Annotated in this window: 12 protein-coding genes; 7 read left to right on the forward strand and 5 right to left on the reverse strand. The window is 60.9% G+C overall.

Annotation, left to right across the window (positions count from 1 at the left end):
- Positions 1–421: 421 nt before the first annotated feature.
- Positions 422–1,171: a tryptophan 2,3-dioxygenase family protein gene (locus QD461_RS05500; RefSeq protein WP_414086806.1), complete on the reverse strand. Its 750-nt coding sequence runs from the start codon at positions 1,169–1,171 to the stop codon at positions 422–424.
- 148 nt (positions 1,172–1,319) lie between these two features.
- On the opposite strand from QD461_RS05500, the gene QD461_RS05505 reads away from it, so the two are divergent.
- On the forward strand, positions 1,320–1,790 hold the full coding sequence (locus QD461_RS05505) for an Lrp/AsnC family transcriptional regulator (protein ID WP_414086807.1): 471 nt from the start codon (positions 1,320–1,322) through the stop codon (positions 1,788–1,790).
- Here the strand turns inward: QD461_RS05505 and QD461_RS05510 are convergent.
- Entirely contained in the window at positions 1,787–2,413 is a 627-nt protein-coding gene (locus tag QD461_RS05510) for a TetR family transcriptional regulator (protein WP_414086808.1), read from the reverse strand. The two genes, QD461_RS05505 and QD461_RS05510, sit on opposite strands and share 4 nt — an antisense overlap.
- A 197-nt stretch (positions 2,414–2,610) precedes the next feature.
- On the opposite strand from QD461_RS05510, the gene QD461_RS05515 reads away from it, so the two are divergent.
- Both QD461_RS05515 and QD461_RS05520 read left to right on the forward strand, forming a co-directional pair.
- Positions 2,611–3,780, forward strand: a complete 1,170-nt coding sequence (locus tag QD461_RS05515; protein ID WP_414086809.1) for an efflux RND transporter periplasmic adaptor subunit — start codon at positions 2,611–2,613, stop codon at positions 3,778–3,780.
- On the forward strand, positions 3,780–6,938 hold the full coding sequence (locus QD461_RS05520; protein ID WP_414086810.1) for an efflux RND transporter permease subunit: 3,159 nt from the start codon (positions 3,780–3,782) through the stop codon (positions 6,936–6,938). Before QD461_RS05515 ends, QD461_RS05520 begins: the two co-directional genes overlap by 1 nt.
- Positions 6,939–7,053: 115 nt before the next feature.
- On the opposite strand, the gene QD461_RS05525 is transcribed toward QD461_RS05520, so the two are convergent.
- A complete protein-coding gene (locus QD461_RS05525) occupies positions 7,054–7,671 on the reverse strand; it encodes a hypothetical protein (protein WP_414086811.1) in 618 nt (205 codons plus the stop codon).
- A gap of 319 nt (positions 7,672–7,990) precedes the next feature.
- Between QD461_RS05525 and QD461_RS05530 the strand changes: the two genes are divergently transcribed.
- Positions 7,991–8,146: a hypothetical protein gene (locus tag QD461_RS05530; RefSeq protein ID WP_199095684.1), complete on the forward strand. Its 156-nt coding sequence runs from the start codon at positions 7,991–7,993 to the stop codon at positions 8,144–8,146.
- A 130-nt stretch (positions 8,147–8,276) separates the two neighbouring features.
- Here QD461_RS05530 and hutC read toward each other — a convergent pair whose 3' ends face one another.
- Positions 8,277–8,996: a histidine utilization repressor gene (gene hutC, locus QD461_RS05535; RefSeq protein ID WP_414087073.1), complete on the reverse strand. Its 720-nt coding sequence runs from the start codon at positions 8,994–8,996 to the stop codon at positions 8,277–8,279.
- 79 nt (positions 8,997–9,075) lie between these two features.
- Positions 9,076–10,419 carry a formimidoylglutamate deiminase gene (locus QD461_RS05540; protein WP_414086812.1) on the reverse strand — a complete coding sequence of 448 codons (1,344 nt, stop codon included), beginning with the start codon at positions 10,417–10,419 and terminating at the stop codon, positions 9,076–9,078.
- Between the two features lie 101 nt (positions 10,420–10,520).
- On the opposite strand from QD461_RS05540, the gene hutI reads away from it, so the two are divergent.
- From hutI to hutU, 3 genes are read left to right on the forward strand one after another with little or no spacing between them, the layout of a single operon-like run.
- Positions 10,521–11,789, forward strand: a complete 1,269-nt coding sequence (hutI, locus tag QD461_RS05545) for an imidazolonepropionase (RefSeq protein ID WP_414086813.1) — start codon at positions 10,521–10,523, stop codon at positions 11,787–11,789.
- A complete protein-coding gene (gene hutH, locus QD461_RS05550; protein ID WP_414086814.1) occupies positions 11,786–13,321 on the forward strand; it encodes a histidine ammonia-lyase in 1,536 nt (511 codons plus the stop codon). Before hutI ends, hutH begins: the two co-directional genes overlap by 4 nt.
- A gap of 1 nt (position 13,322) precedes the next feature.
- Positions 13,323–15,008, forward strand: a complete 1,686-nt coding sequence (hutU, locus tag QD461_RS05555) for a urocanate hydratase (protein WP_414086815.1) — start codon at positions 13,323–13,325, stop codon at positions 15,006–15,008.
- The last annotated feature ends 1 nt before the right edge of the window (position 15,009 follow it).

A 15,009-nucleotide genomic window follows, 5' to 3' on the forward strand; every position in this document is an offset into this window, starting at 1 on the left:
GGGAGAATTGAGGTGTGAACTGGCTAAAGAGTTACGCAGGATAATAAAGTCATGCAATATGCTATATTATTTTGTTCTTGCTTTTTTTGGATGAAAAATCACCGGGCCGGCCGCATTTCCTGCCGATGAGAATGATGGCGCTCCGTGGATCTCCGCATTCGATTGTGTCGGGCGATACCGGAGGTGAATGGGAGCACGTGAACGTCCCGATGCGCGACTGCGATCAGGGGAGAATACTGTTGGAATGGGTGGGAGGAGTGGGTGGCCTGAGAGCGGCGATAAGCTCGGCTGGCAGGAGCTAGTACCACCTGAGGACGTCATCACGCCAATAGTGCGGACGCCGCTGGCGGGGCTGCCGCCATATAACAGAAGCCTTCCGTTATCTCGAGCAAGACAACGGAAGGCGATATTCGGTCAGTACCTATTCGGCGGCGTCGTGCTTCGAAATGGAATCGCGCACCACGCCGTATTGGTTGCCCCAACTATCGGTCATTTCGTGGCGAATATCCCAGAGCTCGGGGAAAAAGCGGTGGCGGGCGCCTGCCTGCAACAGCTCGACCGGGCGTCCCTTTAGGGATTTCGAACCGAGCCCGATGGAACGCTGGATCAGATACATGTGGTTGGCGCGGAATTTTTGAAACAGCTCGTCATATTCCACCAGCGCTTCGGCAACCACGTAGCTGTCGCCATGATCGTACTTGCCATCATAGATATCTGTTATCGTCAGGCCGGGCGCATCGAGGTAATTTGCCTTGAAGGCGTTCCAGAGATCGGGCGGCATGCGCAGCAGGAACTTGAAGCCCGGCGATTCCTGGCCGCTGCCGTTTCCGAGCTGCAGGCGGATCTGCTGATATTCCTTCGGCGACATGGTTTCCAGAAGATCGAGTTGGGCCGTCATCATGCGCATGATCTTGTGCACGCGGCCCATCAGGGTCACGACGCGATGGGTGTTGCGCTCTTCCATGAAGCCGATGACATCGACCAGCGAATAGGCCATTAGCTTCATCCAGAGTTCTTCCACCTGATGAACGATCTGGAATTGCAGTTCGTCGCCGTTGACCATGCCGTTCAACGGCTTCTGACAGGCGAGGAGTTTGTCGCATTGCAGATAGACGCCGTAGTCGAGCATGTCAGGCGCCTCGATGCGGGCGTAGTAGTCTTGCTTCTGCATCTTCGTTCCCTTTGTTCCGGCCTTTGGCCGACAAGCATGTTTGCTTTTCTCAAGGATAAGCAATTTGCCTTGAACATTGTTCCTATTTGTAATTCATAATTGCGGAATGGGAGTACGATTGACTCCCCTATGGCGAATGGAGAGAACGATGGAGCTGGATGCGCTCGATCACAAGATCATTGCCGCGCTGGAGGCCGATGCCCGCATCTCGTTTGCGGCGCTTGCCGATCTCGTGGGGCTCAGCAAGACGCCGTGCTGGAAGCGGGTGAAGGCGTTGGAGGAGGCGGGCGTAATTCGGGGGTACAGGGCGCTTCTCGATCCGTCGCGGCTCGGCTTCGGCCTCGAGGCCTTCGTGCAAGTCTCGATCGATGTCGAGCGCTTCGATGTCTTCGAGGCCGCCGTGCGTCGCCATCCGCTGATCTGGCGCTGCCACGCGACGACGGGCGAGGCTGACTATCTCCTGCATATCCTGGCTACCGACATGGCAGCGCTCGATCGACTGCTGCGGCAGGAACTCAACAGACTTCCCGGCGTACGGCACACCGTAACGTCAATGTCGACGCGGGAGATCAAGTCGGACATCTCGCTGGCCGAAGCCAGGCGGCATGCTGGCAGCTAGCTGCTATGGCCTTTCAGCCGCATGGAGCCGACCAAGCTGCGGATCAGCCGCTCACCTATATCGACCAAAGGGAAGGATTTGTTCGACCTAAGCCATTCGGCAAGCAGACCGTTCATGGAACACTGAATAGCGCGGGCGGCGGCATCGGGCGTCCATAGCGGTGCTAGCGTCTTTTTTTGGTCGGCCATCTCGATCAGTCGCTCCAGCTTGCCGAACATTTGCTGATTGGCAGTGACGATTCTCTGAGCGGCGTCGGAGCGATGTTTGGTGAATTCGCACCCGAGAATCATGATGGCGAATACCTGCTGCAGATGTTCGTCCTTGGCGAGATTCTCCAGAACCTGGACCGTGCCCTGCTCGATCAGCCCGAGCGGATCGTCGTGACCATGCTCGATTGCATAGTCGACGATGGTTTCCTGCGGCAGACGGATTTCGCTGTGCAGCGCCGTCAGGACCTCGGCCTTGTCCTTGAAATGCCAATAGATCGCACCGCGGGTTACGCCGGCGCGTTGCGCGATCTTTTCGAGGCTGGAGCCGCTGACGCCGTTTTCATAGAAAATGTCGGCGGCGGCCGCCAAGACCTCCTCTCGGGTCTTGGCAGCATCTTCTTTTGTTCTTCGCATGCTCCTCCTCGAAGTTTCTGTGAGACGGTGGGGCATATCGTCTCACTCATATGTCTGATTTTACATCTCAATATCCGAAACCACAGGGGGTCCGGATATGAGCCATAAAAGCGGCGCCGATTTGATATTTACAATCATTCATGAATGTTTGTATATTGCGCTGCAATAAAAATGTCGAATCTCACGGTGAATTTTCCATGACGACGTATAAATCCTCCCTTCTGCGTAACGGTCTCGTTGCCGCCGGACTGCTCTTTTTCTGCGCAACTTCCTCCCTCGCGCAGCAAGCCGGTCAGATGCCGCCGCCGCAGGTGACGGCTATCGAGGTCAAGCCCCAGGCCGTGGCGCTCTCCTATGAATATGCTGCCCGCATCTCTGCCTTTAGGCAAGTCGATGTGCGCGCTCGTGTCGGCGGTATCCTGTTGAAAAGGAACTTTGTCGAAGGCGCCGAGGTGAAGGCAGGCGACGTGCTGTTCCTGATCGACCCGGCGTCCTATCAGGCCACGCTTGCTCAGACCAAGGCGCAGCTCCAGCAGGCGCAGGCACAGCTTGAGCAGGCGCAGCGCGAGGAAAAGCGCAACATCAATCTCTTCGGACAGAATGCCGCCACGCAGAAGGCTCGCGACGACGCGATTTCGACGCGTCAGCTGGCGGAAGCCGCGGTTGCGGCAGCGCAGGCGCAGGTTCAGACGGCGCAGCTCAATCTCGACTATACCAAGGTCACGGCGCCCGTTGGCGGTATTACCAGCCTGGAGCAGGTTTCCGAAGGCAGCCTGATCGGCACGACCGGCGATAGCGGCCTGCTCACCAGCATCACGCAGCTCGATCCCGTCTACGTCAACTTCTCCTTCTCGGATTCAGAAGCTGCGGAAGTACGCCGCCTGATCGACATGAAGAAGGCCAAGGGAGAGGCGCCCAACCTGGGCGTCAAGATTTCTTTCGGTGACGGCACGACCTACGATCATGACGGCGCCGTCGACTTCACTTCCTCCACCATCGACGTGTCGACGGGGACGTTGCAGGCGCGCGCCGTGGTCGACAATTCCAGCCGCCGGCTGTTGCCCGGCCAGTTCGTTCGTGCGCGGGTGACCGGCGTTTCGCTCGACAACGCCATCACCATCCCCGAAGTGGCGCTGATGCAGAGCCCGCAAGGCCAGTTCGTCTATACGATTGACCAGGAGGGCAAAGCTCACATCAACCCGGTAACGCTCGGCCAGAAAATCGGCAACAGCTGGCTGGTGCTGTCAGGCCTCAAGGCTGGCGACAAGCTGATCACCGAGGGCATCATCAAGGTACGCCCCGGCGCACCGGTGCAGGCGACAGCGGACGCTACGCCCAAGGACGCGAAAAAGGTGGTGCAGAACTGATGCTAGGCAACCGATTCTTTATCGACCGCCCCGTTTTCGCGGCGGTGATCTCGATCGTCATCCTGCTTGCGGGCGCTGTCTGCCTGAGGATCCTGCCGATCGCGCAATATCCCGAGTTGACGCCGCCGCAGGTGGTGGTCACCGCCACCTATCCCGGCGCCAGCGCCGAGACGGTCGCGCAGACCGTTGCCGCTCCGCTGGAGCAGCAGATCAACGGCGTCGAAAACATGCTCTACATGCAGTCAACGAACTCCAACAGCGGCGCGATGCAGATCACTGTGACCTTCGCGCTCGGCACGGATCCGGACCAGGCGGCGATCAACGTCAACAACCGCGTTCAGCGTGCAGTCTCGACGCTGCCGCAGGACGTAACGCGATTGGGCGTCGTAGTCACAAAGCGTTCGACGTCGATCCTCGGCTTCGTGGCTATGTATTCCACCGATAGCCGCTACGACCGCACCTATGTCGGCAATTATGCGCTTCTGAATGTCATCGACGACCTCAAGCGCATTCCCGGCATTGGCGACGTCAACCTTCTCGGCGATGTCGACTACTCGATGCGTATCTGGCTGCGGCCGGACAAGCTGGCGCAATACAATCTGACGCCGAGTGACGTCGCGACCGCAATCCGGGAGCAGAACTCCCAGTTTGCGGCCGGCCGTTTCGGCGATCAGCCCAGCAACAATCCGCAGGCCTTCACCTACACCGTGACGACGCAAGGGCGCCTGCCCGACGTCGGCGCTTTCGGCGAAATCATCCTTCGCTCGACAGCCAATGCCGCAACGCTCAGGCTAAAGGATGTGGCGCGCATCGAGCTCGGCACCAAGAGCTATTCGGTACAGAGCAGCCTCAACGGCACACCCGCAGTGCCGATCGCTGTCTACCTGCAGCCGGGCGCCAACGCCTTGAATACGATGGCGGCGCTCAAGTCGCGCCTCGACGAGCTGCAAAAGTCGTTCCCGCATGGCGTTGCCTATGAGGTTCCCTACGACACGACGAAGTTCATTCAGGTGTCGATCGAAGAGGTGGTGCATACCTTCATCGAGGCGATCCTTCTGGTGGTCATCGTCGTCTTCGTCTTCCTGCAGAACTGGCGGGCGACGCTGATCCCGATCATCGCCGTGCCGATCTCCATCGTCGGCACCTTTGCCGGCATGTATCTGCTCGGCTTTTCGATCAACCTCCTGACGCTGTTCGGTCTGGTGCTGGCGATCGGTATCGTGGTGGATGACGCCATCGTCGTGCTCGAAAACGTCGAGCGCCTGATGGCGACGGAGAAGCTGTCGCCGAAAAAGGCGGCAATCAAGGCGATGGGCGAAGTCACTGGCCCGGTCATTGCCATCGTGCTGGTGCTCTGCGCCGTGTTCATCCCGGTCTCCTTCATGGGCGGGCTGGCGGGTCAGATGTACAAACAGTTCGCCGTCACCATCGCGATCTCGGTGACCCTGTCCGGTATCGTGGCGCTGACGCTGACGCCGGCACTCTGCGCGCTGATCCTGAAGCCCGGTCATCATGAGCCGATCCTGCCGTTCCGTATCTTCAACCGAGCTTTCGACCGGTTGACTGCGGGCTATGCGGCTGGTGTCGCCTTCTTCCTGAAGCGCGTCATCGTCGGCTGCGTGCTGGTTGCCGGCCTGCTTGGCGTCACCGGCTATCTCTTCTACACGCTTCCGGGATCGCTGGTGCCGGATGAAGACCAAGGCGCATTGTTCCAGATCGCCATCCTGCCGCCGGCTGCTTCGCTGACGCGCACGCAGGCCGTGATGGACGAGGCTCTGGTCAACACCAAGAAGCTGCCAGGCGTGGAAAATGTCTTTGCGGTCTCCGGCTTCGACCTTCTGTCGGGTGGCTTGAAAAGCAGCGCTGGCGTCGCCTTCGTGACGCTGAAGGACTGGAGCGAGCGCAAGACGCCGGAACTCGATGCCCGCAATCTCGCAGGCCCGATCATCGGCGCCAACATGGGCATCAAGGATGCCATGGTGCTCGCCTTCAACCCGCCGCCGATCATGGGCCTTTCGACCACGGGCGGCTTCGAAGTCTATCTTCAGGATCGTAGCGGCAAGGGCGTTGCGGGTCTTTCGGATCAGGCGCAGAAGTTGGTGGCGGCAGCCTCCAAGCGGCCGGAGCTTGCAGGTGTGCGCACGACGCTCGACACCAACGTTCCGCAGTTCCGTGCCGATCTCGACCGCGAGAAGGCCAAGGCGCTCGGCGTGCCGATCAACTCGGTCTTCGACGCCATGCAGGCAACCTTCGGCAGTCTCTACGTGAACGACTTCACGCTGTACGGCCGCAACTACCAGGTGAACCTGCAGTCGGAGGCACCGTTCCGCGAATCGCCGGAGGATCTGCGCCAGGTCTTCGTGCGGTCTGATAGCGGCAAGATGATCCCGCTCGACACGCTCATCAAGGTGTCGCGCGTCATCGGGCCGGACCAGCTCGAGCGTTACAACGCCTTCAATGCCGCCAAGATCACGGGCAACCCGGCGCCGGGCTATACGTCCGGCGATGCGATCAAGGCCATGCAGCAGGTGGCGGCCGAAAGCCTGCCGGAAGGATTCCAGATCGCCTGGACGGGCTCGGCCTATCAGGAACTGGAGACCAGCGGCGCGGGAACGCAGGCGATGGTCTTCGGCATCATCATGGTGTTCCTGATCCTGGCTGCCCAGTATGAAAAGTGGAGCCTGCCGCTCGCCGTCATCACCGCGATCCCCTTCGCGCTGTTCGGTGCGCTGCTTGCCACCTATCTGCGCGGGCTGACCAACGACGTCTACTTCCAGATCGGCATGGTGACGCTGATCGGCCTAGCGGCAAAGAACGCCATCCTGATCGTCGAGTTCGCAGTGCTGAAACGCAAGGAAGGCATGGGTGCGGCCGAGGCGGCGCTCGAGGCGGCGCGGCTGCGCTTCCGCCCGATCGTGATGACCTCGCTCGCTTTCATTCTCGGCGTCGTGCCGCTCGCCATCAGCAGCGGCGCGGGTTCGGCGAGCCGTCATGCCATCGGCACCGGCGTCATCGGCGGGATGCTTGCCGCAACCTTCATCGCCACCTTCTTCATCCCAATGTTCTACCGCCTGATTGCCTGGAAACAGCCAAAGCCGGAAGAGGATGACGAGGACGAAGTGGTCGATCATCGCCCGCACGTGCAGGCGGCGGAGTGATGGCGTTCTGAACATTCGCCAGTCCAGTAATGAAGAAAAAACAGGCGGATCGCAGCATTGCGGTCCGCCTGTTTTCATTTGAATGCCGATCAGGTTGTCGAACCGGGAAGCCCAATCACATCGGCGGCGTGGTGCCGTTGAGGCCGACGGCGACGCGTTCGGCGGAGACTTTGGAATCGTCGGTTCGCTCCCCGATGATGAAGACCCCGGCGCCGGGTTTCAGGTCAGCTTTCGTGGCGGATGTCAGCGTCACGACGGGTGTGCCGTTCGGAATGTTGATCTTCCGCTCGCCGCCCTTGTAGGTGAGCGTCAATGTCGGACCGTTGACCGAAGTGACGGCATTGGCGACGGTAGCGTTGGTCATGGAACTGTTGGGCTTCGAATCCCAGGGACGGTCGCCTTCGCCGATTCCCTTCATCGCGGCCGGAAAGATTACGACTTCGATGGCGCCATTGATGCCGCTATCGGTCGGCTGCGAGGCGATGCCGACGAAATCGCCGGGCTTGACATCGCTGACGGCGGCCTGAACGATACCGCCGACGCTCCACCCTGCCTTCAGTGCGACGGTGACGTCCTTACCGTCTCTGGATTTGACCTTGAGTGTGTCGCCGTCGAGGCTTTCCACTGTGCCGCGAACCTTTACGCGCTCGGTCGCGGCAATGGCGCCTTGCAGGGCGGCAAGTGTTGCGATGGTGAGCGTCAGCGCGCCCGTAATCAGACGTTTGCGATGCATAGGCATTGCCTCTCTATGAATTGTGGGTCAAGCCATTGTTCAGGTGTGGCGGCTGCGATGATCGAGCTTGCCGGCGGGATTTCCGGTCGAAGTCGCGCGATTGGTGTCGCCAGCGGTCTAAACCTATTCGTCCCCATCGCGGCGCGCCATTCAAACAAGCGTGAGGCGGCTATCCTATTCTCGGAACCCAAAACATTCGGACTGGGCAGAAAAGTTCAACAACATAAAACACTCGTTAATGTTTCGTGTTAGTATGTGAAGATTGTCTCGAATTCCCTTATCGCGCCATGGTGCAGGGCTGGGGAGATTGGAGAACGAAATGATCGCAATTCGTCCGCTGTTGATTGGGATTATTCTGATTCTGACATTGGTGTTGATTGCGCTCAGCATTTTGCTGGTCGATCCCGCGCAGCCTCTTCGTCAATCCGAAAGCCTCATCCCGATACACACCGAACCGGGACAGCAGCGGCCTTAAAGCGTGCCGCAATCTTTCGGCTTCGCTCCTCCGCTTCGAGTCTCTGATCTCACGCTTGTCGTTGTCGCAAAACCGCGGCGCACTTTTGCTCGGCATGCGTTAGGCGATGTCGCCGCCAGTTTGAAAGCAATCAGCTTGAGGGCGTAAAGCGGGCTACCAGGCTGTGGCGATCACCGGGATAGGTGAGGCGAACATGGGTGATCGGACCTGCTGAACTCCAGGTGCGTCGTTCGACCACCAGACAGGCCGTACCCTTGGCGACATCGAGACTTGCCGCCGCGTCGCCCTCTGCCGAGATAGCGCGGATCTGGTGTTCGGCCGTGCTCCAGGGCACCTGATTGAGCAGCCATGGGCCGGGCGGCAGGGTCGCGAAGTCGGCCTTGGCGGCGTCTGGCACGGCATCGAGATTGATGACGCGATCCTCCAGGCAGAAGGGCCGCGCGCCGGCATAGTGAATGCAACTGATCTCCAGCACGTTGACCGGGCCGGCAAATTGCAGCCGGCGGGCATCCTCCGCGCGGCCGCGTCGCTCGGCGAGTTTCACCAATCGGTGTGAATAGGGCAGGTTGAGCGACTGGATTTCCGACTTGATGTCATGGATCTCCAGTACGGCCGATTGTGCGTGCGGATGCGTAACGAAGCTGCCCGAGCGCTTGCGCCGCTCGATCAGCCCCGCGCGGGCGAGCTGGGTCAGGACCTTGTTCACCGTCATCCGCGAGCAATCATACTGCTCGGCCAGCGCCATTTCGAACGGAATGCGATGACCCGGCGGCCAAGCGCCAGAGACGATCTGGCCCTCGATATCGCTCAGGATGCGCTGATGCAGGGTCGCCTCTTTGCTTGTGGCCATGCCGCTCATGTTTTCCGTGTAAGACATCGGGTTTCCGCGAGTTATTTAAGGACCAATCGGCGGCAGGAAAAGCAGTTTCTTAACCGATCAGCTCGGCCATTGCCTGACGGAAGCGCGCGGAAATTGCCTCTCTTCTGATATGCCGACCGCCTTCGACCTGCTTTTTGCCCAAAGCCCATACGCCATCGACCTTGAAGCCGCCGGCAAAAGTCCAATGATCGAGAACGCGGTCTTCGGAAAGATAGGGCACGGCGTTGGCGTCGAGGGAGACGATGTCAGCGTAATTGCCGACGGCAAGGCCGGCCGGCGCTTTCAGTGCGGCACCGCCGCCGACCACAGCACTGTCGAACAGCTTGCGGGCTGTCGAACCGCCTGTCGTGGCGATGACGTTGCGAGCGCGCAACGCCAAGCGCTGCGAATATTCCAACTGCCGCAGCTCTTCCGGGACGGAGATCAGGATATTGGAATCGGACCCGATGCCGTAACGGCCGCCTTCCTCGAGGAAGAGAGGCCCTGCGAAGACGCCGTCCCCGAGATTGGCTTCGGTGATCGGGCAGAGACCGGCGATTGCGCCGCTCTTTGCCATGCGCCGGGTCTCATCCTCAGTCATATGGGTCGCGTGGATCAGGCACCAGCGGTCGTTGACGGGGGCGCTGTCGAGCAGCCATTGCACCGGCCGCGCGCCAGACCAGGCAATGCAGTCTTCCACTTCCTTCACCTGCTCGGCGACGTGGATATGGATCGGCCCGTCGCCGGCCATAGGAATGAGCTTTGTCAGCTCTTCGGGTGTCACTGCCCTTAGGCTATGCGGCGCAATGCCGAGTTCGGCGCCGGGCAGGCGGCCCGTCACCGTGCGGCAGCCGGCCATCAGTGCTTCGAAGCTTTCGAGCGAGTTGATGAAACGGCGCTGGCCTTCGATGGGTGCTGCGCCCCCGAAGCCGGAATGGGCGTAGAAGACGGGCAGCAGCGTCAACGCAATGCCGGTTTCGGCGCTGGCAGCACCGATGCGCTCGGCCAGTTCGGCGATATTGGCATAGTGGCTGCCGTCCTTGTCATGATGCAGGTAGTGGAACTCGCCGACGCGGGAGAAACCGGCTTCCAGCATTTCCATATAGAGCTGCGCGGCGACCGCCTCGACATGATCCGGTGTCATCGACAACGCGAACTTATACATGACGGTGCGCCAGCTCCAGAAGCTGTCGTTTGCAGGCCCGCGGACTTCGGCAAGGCCGGCCATGGCGCGCTGGAAGGCGTGGCTATGCAGATTCGGCATCGCCGACACGAGAATACCCTGCCTGTCGTCGCCGGCCTCTGGGGCGACTCCCGTCGCGATGTCGGTGATGCGACCGCTTTCGAGGGCAATTCGCACATTTTCGTGCCATCCGTCGCCAAGCAGTGCCGAGCGTGCATGAAGTATCGTCATGGTCTCACCCTTTCCTTTCGAACACAGAGTCCAAAATCCCTCTTGTCAGCCTTTTTAATATGTATATACATTATGAGCCAACGAGGAAAGGCGTAAAGCTTATGGGTGGGAACAATTTTTCCAAAGATGGCCCCAACGACGGTAGGGAAAACGGCGCGGCAAGCCGCGTGTGGCGCAATGCCCGCCTTGCGACCTTGAAAGAGGGCGAGGCCCGGCTCGGCACGATCGAGAAGGGTGCGATCCTGACCAAAGACGGCGGCATCGTCTTTGCCGGTCCGGAAGCGGATCTGCCTGACGTTGCCGGTGCCGAAAGCGTCGATCTTGAAGGCCGCTGGGTGACCCCCGGCCTCGTCGATTGCCATACCCATATCGTCTATGGCGGCAATCGCGCCCGCGAATTCGAAATGCGGCTGGAGGGGGCGAGCTATGAAGAGGTTGCTCGCGCTGGCGGCGGTATCGTTTCTTCGGTCAATGCGACGCGTGCGCTTTCGGTAGATGAACTGGTTGCCGTTGCATTGCCGCGCCTCGATACGCTGCTTTCCGAAGGTGTCACCACCATTGAGGTGAAGTCGGGCTACGGCCTGAATATCCCATCCGAATTGAAGATGCTGCAGGCGGCGCGCAAGCTGGAGACGGTCCGTCCCGTCCGTGTCGTCACGTCCTATCTCGGTGCCCATGCCACGCCGGCCGAATACAAGGGTCGAAACGGCGACTATATAAGTGATGTCGTACTACCCGGCCTGAGCCAGGCGCACGCGGAAGGCCTCGTCGATGCCGTCGACGGCTTCTGCGAAGGGATTGCCTTCTCGACGGCCGAAATCGCCCGGGTCTTCGATCTTGCCAAATCGCTCGGCATTCCCGTGAAACTGCATGCGGAACAGCTTTCCAATCTCGGCGGCGCCAAGCTTGCGGCCTCTTATGGCGCGCTTTCAGCCGATCACATCGAATATCTCGATGAGGACGGCGTCAAGGCAATGGCTGCGGCAGGCACTGTCGCCGTACTGCTGCCAGGCGCCTTCTATGCCATCAACGAGAAGCAGAAGCCGCCGGTCAAGGCGCTCCGCGAGGCGGGTGTTTCAATTGCCATTGCCACCGATTGCAATCCCGGCACGTCGCCATTGACTTCGATGCTGCTGACCATGAACATGGCGGCAACGCTCTTCCGCCTGACGGTCGAAGAATGCATCGCCGGCGCCACCCGTGAAGGCGCGCGCGCCCTTGGCCTGCTGTCCAAGACAGGTACACTTGAGGCCGGAAAGTCGGCCGATTTCGCCATCTGGAATGTCGAAAGCCTGGCGGAGCTTGTCTACCGCATCGGCTTCAATCCTCTTCATGCCCATGTTTTCAAGGGAAAAAGGTTCAACCGATGACTATCGTTCTCCATCCCGGTTCCGTATCGCTGCAGCAGTTGGCGACGATCTACTGGACCGGCGAGCCGGCGAGGCTCGATGTTTCCTTCGATGCCGGCATTGCCAAGGCGGCCGCCCGCATCGCTGAAATCGCCGCCGGCAATGCGCCGGTTTACGGCATCAACACTGGCTTCGGCAAACTGGCGTCGATCAAGATTGACAGCGCCGACGTCGCCACGCTTCAGCGCAATCTCATCCTCTCGCATTGCTGCGGCATCGGCCAGCCGCTGCCGGAGAACGTCGTTCGCCTGATCATGGCGCTGAAGCTGGTTTCGCTCGGCCGCGGCGCGTCCGGCGTGCGGCTGGAGCTGGTGCGGTTGATCGAAGGCATGCTTGAAAAGGGTGTCGTACCCCTCATTCCCGAAAAGGGTTCGGTCGGCGCCTCGGGCGATCTCGCACCGCTCGCCCATATGACCGCCGTCATGATGGGCCATGGCGAAGCCTTTTATGCCGGTGAACAGCTTTCCGGCGCAGCGGCGCTCGAAAAGGCCGGCCTGAAGCCGGTCGTATTGGCTGCCAAGGAAGGGCTTGCGCTGATCAACGGCACGCAGGTTTCGACCGGTCTTGCGCTCGCCGGCCTCTTCCGCGCGCATCGTGCGGCGCAGGCAGCTCTCATCACCGGCGCCATGTCGACGGATGCGGCCATGGGCTCTTCGGCCCCGTTCCATCCCGATATTCATACGTTGCGCGGCCATAAGGGCCAGATCGATACAGCTGCTGCCCTTCGCGGCCTGCTGGCCGGTTCCGTCATCCGCGAAAGCCATATCGAAGGCGACGAGCGCGTGCAGGATCCCTATTGCATCCGCTGCCAGCCGCAGGTGGATGGCGCTTGCCTCGATCTGCTGCGCTCAGTCGGCCGCACGCTCGAAATCGAAGCCAACGCCGTCACCGACAACCCGCTCGTGCTTTCGGACAATTCCGTCGTTTCCGGCGGCAACTTCCATGCCGAGCCGGTCGCCTTTGCCGCCGACCAGATCGCGATTGCGGTTTGCGAAATCGGCGCGATCGCGCAGCGCCGCATCGCGCTGCTGGTCGACCCGGCGCTCAGCTACGGCCTGCCGGCATTCCTGGCGAAGAAGCCCGGCCTGAACTCCGGCCTGATGATTGCCGAAGTGACCTCGGCGGCGCTGATGTCCGAGAACAAGCAGATGTCGCATCCGGCCTCCGTCGACTCGACCCCAACCTCGGCCAACCAGGAAGACCATGTCTCCATGGCCTGCCATGGTGCGCGTCGCCTGCTGCAGATGACCGACAATCTCTTCGGTATCATCGGCATCGAAGCGCTGACTGCCGCCCAGGGTGTGGAACTGCGCGCGCCGCTGGTTACCAGCCCGGAACTGAAGCTTGCCATTGCCGCCATCCGCGCCGCCGTCCCTTCGCTGGAGGTAGACCGCTACATGGCAAACGACCTCAAGGCCGCCAGCGATCTCGTCGGCTCCGGCGCCCTCAATGCCTCGATTTCAACCGACATCCTGCCTTCCTTGGAGATGTGAAATGACCAATCCACGCCATAATATCCGCGAAATCCGCGCGCCTCGCGGTCCGGAACTCAACGCCAAGAGCTGGCTGACCGAAGCGCCGCTGCGCATGCTGATGAACAATCTCGATCCGGATGTCGCGGAAAACCCGAACGAACTGGTCGTGTACGGCGGCATCGGCCGCGCTGCCCGCACCTGGGACGACTTCGACCGCATCGCCGCGACGCTGAAGACACTCAACGAAGACGAGACGCTGCTGGTACAGTCCGGCAAGCCGGTCGCCGTGTTCCGCACCCATAAGGATGCGCCGCGAGTTCTCATCGCCAACTCCAACCTCGTGCCGCACTGGGCAACCTGGGATCACTTCAACGAGCTGGATAAGAAGGGTCTTGCCATGTACGGCCAGATGACGGCCGGCTCGTGGATCTATATCGGCACGCAGGGCATCGTGCAGGGCACCTATGAGACCTTCGTCGAAGCCGGGCGCCAGCATTACAATGGCAACCTCAAGGGCAAGTGGATCCTGACAGGCGGTCTCGGCGGCATGGGCGGCGCACAGCCGTTGGCGGCCGTCATGGCCGGCGCCTGCTGCCTCGCCGTCGAGAGCGACGAAACCCGCATCGATTTCCGTCTGCGCACCCGCTACGTCGACGAGAAGGCAAAGACGCTCGACGAAGCGCTCGCTTTGATCGACAAATGGACGAAGGCCGGCGAAGCCAAGTCCGTGGGCCTGCTCGGCAATGCCGCCGAAATCTTCCCCGAACTGGTAAAGCGCATGAAGGCTGGCGGTCCGCGCCCGGATATCGTTACCGATCAGACGTCTGCCCATGATCCTCTGAACGGCTATCTGCCGGCCGGTTGGACGGTGGCCGAGCACAGGGCCAAGCGCGAAAGCGATCCGAAGGCCGTAGAAGCCGCCGCCCGTGCCTCGATGAAGGTGCATGTCGAAGCCATGGTCGACTTCTGGAACGCCGGTGTGCCGACCCTCGACTACGGCAACAACATCCGCCAGGTCGCCAAGGACGAAGGTTTCGAAAATGCCTTCGCTTTCCCGGGCTTCGTGCCGGCCTATATCCGTCCGCTGTTCTGCCGCGGCATCGGTCCCTTCCGTTGGGCCGCCCTCTCGGGCGATCCGGAAGATATCTACAAGACCGACGCCAAGGTGAAGGAGCTCACCCCCGGCAATACCCACCTGCACAACTGGCTGGACATGGCGCGCGAGCGCATCGCCTTCCAGGGCCTGCCGGCACGCATTTGCTGGGTCGGTCTCGGTGATCGTCATCGCCTCGGCCTAGCCTTCAACGAAATGGTCAAGAACGGCGAGCTGAAGGCTCCTGTCGTCATCGGCCGCGACCATCTCGACTCCGGCTCGGTCGCTTCGCCGAACCGCGAAACGGAAGCCATGAAGGATGGCTCGGATGCCGTTTCCGACTGGCCGCTGCTGAACGCACTGCTCAACACCGCCTCCGGCGCCACCTGGGTGTCGCTGCATCACGGCGGCGGCGTCGGTATGGGCTTCAGCCAGCATTCCGGCATGGTCATCTGCGCTGACGGCACGGATGATGCGGCCCGCCGTCTGGAGCGCGTTCTCTGGAACGACCCGGCAACTGGCGTCATGCGCCACGCCGACGCCGGCTACGACATCGCCCTCGATTGGGCCAAGCAGCAGGGTCTGCGCCTGCCGGCTATCCTGGGGAACTGAG

The organism is Rhizobium sp. BR 314 (assembly GCF_047445805.1).
Lineage (GTDB): Bacteria > Pseudomonadota > Alphaproteobacteria > Rhizobiales > Rhizobiaceae > Rhizobium > Rhizobium lusitanum_B.